Raw genomic sequence first — 4,856 nt, forward strand, 5'->3', positions numbered from 1 at the left:
CCATATGTTGTCAGACGGACAGCAACAGCGTGTCGCACTGGCAAGGGCTATCTTACCAGAACCTAAAGTGTTGATTGCCGATGAGCCCTTTGCCGCTCTTGACCCCACCATTCGTTCTCAAACGGTAAACCTGATATTGAAACTTCAACAGGAAATGGGCCTGGCATTCATTTTTATTTCCCACAATCTGGGGATCGTAAGACACATTGCAGACAGAGTGATTGTGATGGATGGCGGACAGATTATTGAGAGTGGAAAAACAGAGACCATCTTTCGATGGCCTCAGCATGAAACAACCAAAAAACTGGTGTTGTCGTATCAGTCTTTGATCCCGCAGCATTCGCTGCGGTGATCTGCATTTGAGTTAAATTAACCTACCAGAGCCAACAATACACCTGCGGCAACGGCTGATCCAAGTACCCCTGCTACATTGGGCCCCATGGCATGCATTAACAAAAAGTTGTGTGGGTTTGCTTCCAGGCCCACTTTATTTGCCACCCTTGCTGCCATAGGTACAGCAGACACGCCTGCCGCGCCAATCAGTGGATTAATAGAAGCGCTACTAAAGCGGTTCATTATCTTGGCCATTATTACACCTGCAGCAGTACCAATTGCAAACGCGATTGCACCTAATCCGAGGATCCCCAGTGTTTCAACGGTAAGGAACTTATCGGCAGACAGTTTTGAACCTACCGCTAAACCAAGGAAAATAGTAACAATGTTAATTAACTCATTCTGAGCCGTTTTGCTTAAGCGGTCTACTACACCACATTCTTTCATCAGGTTACCAAAGCAGAACATGCCCACTAATGGCGTCGCTGAAGGTAAAAATAAAATGGTTAGCAGTAACACACCTAACGGAAACAGAATCTTTTCTTTTCTGCTGACATGGCGCAGTTGTGCCATTTCAATTTTCCGCTCTTCCGGCGTAGTCAAAGCTTTCATAATTGGCGGCTGAATAATCGGTACCAACGCCATATAGGAATAAGCTGCTACAGCAATGGCTCCCAGTAAATCAGGAGACAACCGGGAGGCCAGGAAGATCGCCGTAGGCCCGTCTGCGCCACCAATGATGGCTATGGCCGAGGCATCTTTAAGCGTAAAATCAAATCCGGGAATGAAATTAAGTGCAATCGCCCCAAACAAGGTGGCAAAAATGCCAAATTGAGCAGCCGCCCCCAGCAATAACATACGCGGATTGGCTATGAGTGCGCCGAAATCGGTCATTGCACCAACGCCCATAAAAATGAGCAGCGGGAAAACCCCAGAATGGATACCCACTTCGTAAATGTAATACAACAATCCACCGGGTTCAGTAAATCCAGCCAGGGGAATGTTAGTCAGAACCGCACCAAAGCCAATTGGGAACAACAGCAAAGGTTCAAAGCCGTGCACAATCGCCAGATACAGTAGTAAAGCACCTACTGCCATCATAATCACCTGACCCAGCTCAAAATGCGCCAGGGCGGTGCTATCCCACAATATTGCTAATTGTTCCATGGAATTACCCTAACTCAATCAGCGGCTGTCCGCTGGTTACGCTGTCGCCGTCTTTTACCAGTACCGCAGACACTGTGCCGTCAAACGCACTTCGAATTTCTGTTTCCATTTTCATGGCTTCCAGAATAATCACCACGTCGCCATTACTGACATGCTCACCCGGACTTACCAATACTTTAAACACATTACCTGCCAGCGGCGCTTTTACGGTTTGACCGCCTGTTGATACGGGTGCAGCAGGTGCCGATGCCGCAGCAGCCACAGGCGTAATAGCGCCTAACTGGCCAGAAGCAGCTACTTCCACACTGTACACCTTGCCATCTACGCGCACATCGTAACTGGCTGGCGCACCGGCTGAAGAAGCGGTTGATGCAACCGGTGTGGGTTTAACTTCTGATTGCGCTGTTGGTGCTGGTTCAAACGCATCCGGATTACCGCGATTTTCCAGGAACTTAAGACCAATTTGCGGGAACAGTGCGTAGGTCAGTACGTCATCGATTTTGTCTTTAGCCAGTGTAATGGCTTTTTCTTTTGCCAGCGTGTCCAGCTCAGTTTCAAGCTTAGCCAACTCTGGGTCAATCAAATCCGCCGGACGACAAGTTATTGCCTCGCCACCATCCAGTACGCGTTGTTGCAATTGGGCATTTACTGGCGCAGCTGTCGCACCGTATTCACCTTTCAGTACGCCGGCTGTTTCTTTGGTAATACTCTTATAGCGCTCACCGGTAAGCACGTTCAGTACCGACTGTGTGCCAACAATTTGCGAGGTTGGAGTAACCAGTGGAATAAAACCCAAATCTTCGCGTACACGGGGAATTTCCAGCAGTACTTCGTCAAACTTGTCTTCCGCACCTTGTTCTTTAAGCTGGCTTTCCATATTGGTTAGCATACCACCAGGTACCTGTGCCAGCAGAATACGGGCGTCTACCCCTTTCAGGCTGCCTTCGAATTTTGCATATTTTTTGCGAACTTCACGGAAGTAGGCCGCAATGTCACTTAATTCAGGCAGTGACAGACCCGTATCGCGTTCTGTACCTTCCAGAATCGATACAATGGTTTCAGTTGCAGAGTGACCATAAGTCATACTCATTGAAGAAATAGCGGTATCCAGAATGTCGATACCAGCATCAATGGCTTTCTGATAAGTTGCCGTGCTCAGTCCGGTCGTTGCATGGCATTGCATTGCGATGGGTACCTGAACGGTTTTCTTCAGCTCTTTAATCAGTGTTTCACACTCATAAGGCTTTAATAAACCAGCCATGTCTTTAATACAAATGGAGTGCACACCCATGTCTTCAAGCTGCTTGGCCATATCCAGCCACAACTGCAGGTTGTGAACCGGGCTCACTGTGTAGGAAATCGTTCCCTGAGCATGTGCTCCACAGTTCACAGCGGCTTTTACTGCCGTTTCCAGATTGCGCACATCGTTCATTGCATCGAAAATACGGAATACGTCTACACCGTTGTCGTGCGCACGTTCTACAAAGCGTGTTACCACGTCGTCGGCATAATGGCGATAACCCAGCAGGTTTTGACCGCGTAGCAGCATTTGCTGTGGCGTGTTTGGCATTGCCTTCTTCAGCAAACGGATACGCTCCCACGGATCTTCGCCTAAATAACGAATACAGGAGTCGAATGTAGCCCCACCCCAGGATTCGATAGACCAATAGCCCGCCTTGTCGAGTTTTTCGGCAATGGGTAGCATATCCTCTATGCGCATTCGGGTAGCAAGCAGGGACTGATGTGCATCCCGAAGCACCAGTTCGGTAATGGCCAGTGGCTTTGACATGTGAGCTCCTAAAGTGTGTTAACGGTTAGCTTGGCGGTGTGCATGCACGGCGGCAGTAATAGCGGCAACGATATTTTTATCTTCATTTACCTGTGCTGTTCGTGCAGTCTTGGACGGTGTTCTGGTTGGCGTTTTAGGCTCCTGACCCGGAAAACGTTCACAGAACACTTTCAGTAAATTTACCGCCACGATCAATAGAGTAAGAAATACGAATACAAAGCCCATCCCTACAATGAGTAACGTCGCGGCTTCGAACAATAATTCGTTGATAGATTGTGCGGACATAAATTTTCCCGGCCAAATTTTGGAACAGAATAAGTACCACGACGGTACGTAAAACACAATACAAACACCTGTTTGAAATGCATAAAAAACCAATTAAATTGCTTTAACTGAAATATTTATTCGCTTTTATGAATAATATATTCATACAGTGATACATCCCATAGATTTCGTGAACACCAAAACCATGTTAGTAAGCAGCATCTAAAACCCCACCATACACATAAACATAATTTATTTGCCACATAAACATGAGTGATAATACCATTTATACAGACGATTCATCCCACTCAAAAACGTCGTTAATACCTACGTTAAACTCCCTTGCAATCCGAAATGCGGTTTCCAAAGAGGGAGAATAACGCCTCTGTTCAATAGCAGCGACAGTCTGACGCGTTACACCTACAGCTTCCCCCAACTGTGACTGTGTCATTTCACCGTGGCGTTCTCTGAGCGTCTTTATACAATTTGATATCGGAAGTAGCTTAGCCATCAGAACAACGCACTCCGATGCAACACAATGCGATAAACATAGTCCACGATAGCTGAAAGCGCTGTACTCCCGAGCACCATATAAAACAACAGATCACCATCGTTCCAGTGCAAATAGTTCAATAAGGCCGACACAACACCAATGCCAATAACCCAACCCGACGTATAGCCAGAGCGACGCTCGATGTCTATCTCTCGCTCATCGGCTGGTGTGGACGCTTGTTTGGGTGAACGAATGCTTATGACAATCTGCCCAACAACCACTATTACGACCAGCATTAATGTATAGGATGAAATCATCGATAAGCTGGGTGACACAAGGCTCCCGGCTGCAACAGAAGCTTCGTACACAGACCAGCTACACATACCCGTTGTAACAATTAGCGCCAAGGCCATGATCCAGGCTGACTTTTCCTGAAATGACATAATGTTCTCCATGTTAAGTATTTTTGACATGGTCATTATTTGCGCACTACCAGTCAATGTCAAAAATTTTTAACATGCCAAACTGTTAGCAAATATGTCGAACCGCATTCACGATAGAAAATTTGCCCGGAGAATGTCGTGATCCAGGTCATAAGGAGACCCTTTTGGTGAACAGATAAGTAACAACCGCTATGCAGGTGATATTACACATAGTGCTGAATGACACGCCAAGGATGGCGAAGCTGGTATTGAATTAGTATAAGCGTCAGAAACAAAAAAGCCCGTTCGCATTGAACGGGCTTTTGGAATGTGGCGCGTGTGGAAGGATTCGAACCTCCGACCGCCTGGTTCGTAGCCAGGTACTCTA

At 47.0% G+C, this 4,856-nt stretch carries 6 protein-coding genes; 1 reads left to right on the top strand and 5 read right to left on the bottom strand.

From position 1 onward, the window contains the following. The coding region (locus ACLR2L_RS18865) for an ATP-binding cassette domain-containing protein (RefSeq protein WP_413370397.1) at positions 1–352 on the top strand (352 nt) is incomplete at its 5' end. Positions 353–369: 17 nt separating this feature from the next. On the opposite strand, the gene ACLR2L_RS18870 is transcribed toward ACLR2L_RS18865, so the two are convergent. The 5 genes from ACLR2L_RS18870 to ACLR2L_RS18890 all read right to left on the bottom strand — a co-directional run bounded on the left by ACLR2L_RS18870 (position 370) and on the right by ACLR2L_RS18890 (position 4,489). After that, positions 370–1,500, bottom strand: coding sequence for a sodium ion-translocating decarboxylase subunit beta (locus tag ACLR2L_RS18870; RefSeq protein WP_140956051.1), 1,131 nt, complete (start codon positions 1,498–1,500; stop codon positions 370–372). Between the two features lie 4 nt (positions 1,501–1,504). Continuing rightward, the gene (oadA, locus tag ACLR2L_RS18875; RefSeq protein WP_413370399.1) at positions 1,505–3,289 is read right to left on the bottom strand and encodes a sodium-extruding oxaloacetate decarboxylase subunit alpha; all 1,785 of its coding nucleotides are present in this window, start codon (positions 3,287–3,289) and stop codon (positions 1,505–1,507) included. Between the two features lie 18 nt (positions 3,290–3,307). After that, on the bottom strand, positions 3,308–3,574 hold the full coding sequence (locus ACLR2L_RS18880; RefSeq protein WP_413370401.1) for an OadG family protein: 267 nt from the start codon (positions 3,572–3,574) through the stop codon (positions 3,308–3,310). 265 nt (positions 3,575–3,839) lie between these two features. Beyond that, on the bottom strand, positions 3,840–4,064 hold the full coding sequence (locus ACLR2L_RS18885) for a helix-turn-helix transcriptional regulator (protein WP_413370403.1): 225 nt from the start codon (positions 4,062–4,064) through the stop codon (positions 3,840–3,842). Beyond that, positions 4,064–4,489: a hypothetical protein gene (locus ACLR2L_RS18890; RefSeq protein WP_413370405.1), complete on the bottom strand. Its 426-nt coding sequence runs from the start codon at positions 4,487–4,489 to the stop codon at positions 4,064–4,066. The genes ACLR2L_RS18885 and ACLR2L_RS18890 overlap by 1 nt, the downstream gene beginning before the upstream one ends. Positions 4,490–4,856 lie beyond the last annotated feature (367 nt).

The organism is Alteromonas sp. AMM-1, assembly GCF_047290655.1.
GTDB classification, from domain to species: Bacteria; Pseudomonadota; Gammaproteobacteria; order Enterobacterales; family Alteromonadaceae; genus Alteromonas; species Alteromonas mangrovi.

Excerpts from the sequence above, each read along its gene's own strand:
- ACLR2L_RS18870 (WP_140956051.1), bottom strand. The coding sequence starts at position 1,500 with ATGGAACAATTAGCAATATTGTGGGATAGCACCGCCCTGGCGCATTTT.
- oadA (WP_413370399.1), bottom strand. The coding sequence starts at position 3,289 with ATGTCAAAGCCACTGGCCATTACCGAACTGGTGCTTCGGGATGCACAT.
- ACLR2L_RS18880 (WP_413370401.1), bottom strand. The coding sequence starts at position 3,574 with ATGTCCGCACAATCTATCAACGAATTATTGTTCGAAGCCGCGACGTTA.
- ACLR2L_RS18885 (WP_413370403.1), bottom strand. The coding sequence starts at position 4,064 with ATGGCTAAGCTACTTCCGATATCAAATTGTATAAAGACGCTCAGAGAA.
- ACLR2L_RS18890 (WP_413370405.1), bottom strand. The coding sequence starts at position 4,489 with ATGTCATTTCAGGAAAAGTCAGCCTGGATCATGGCCTTGGCGCTAATT.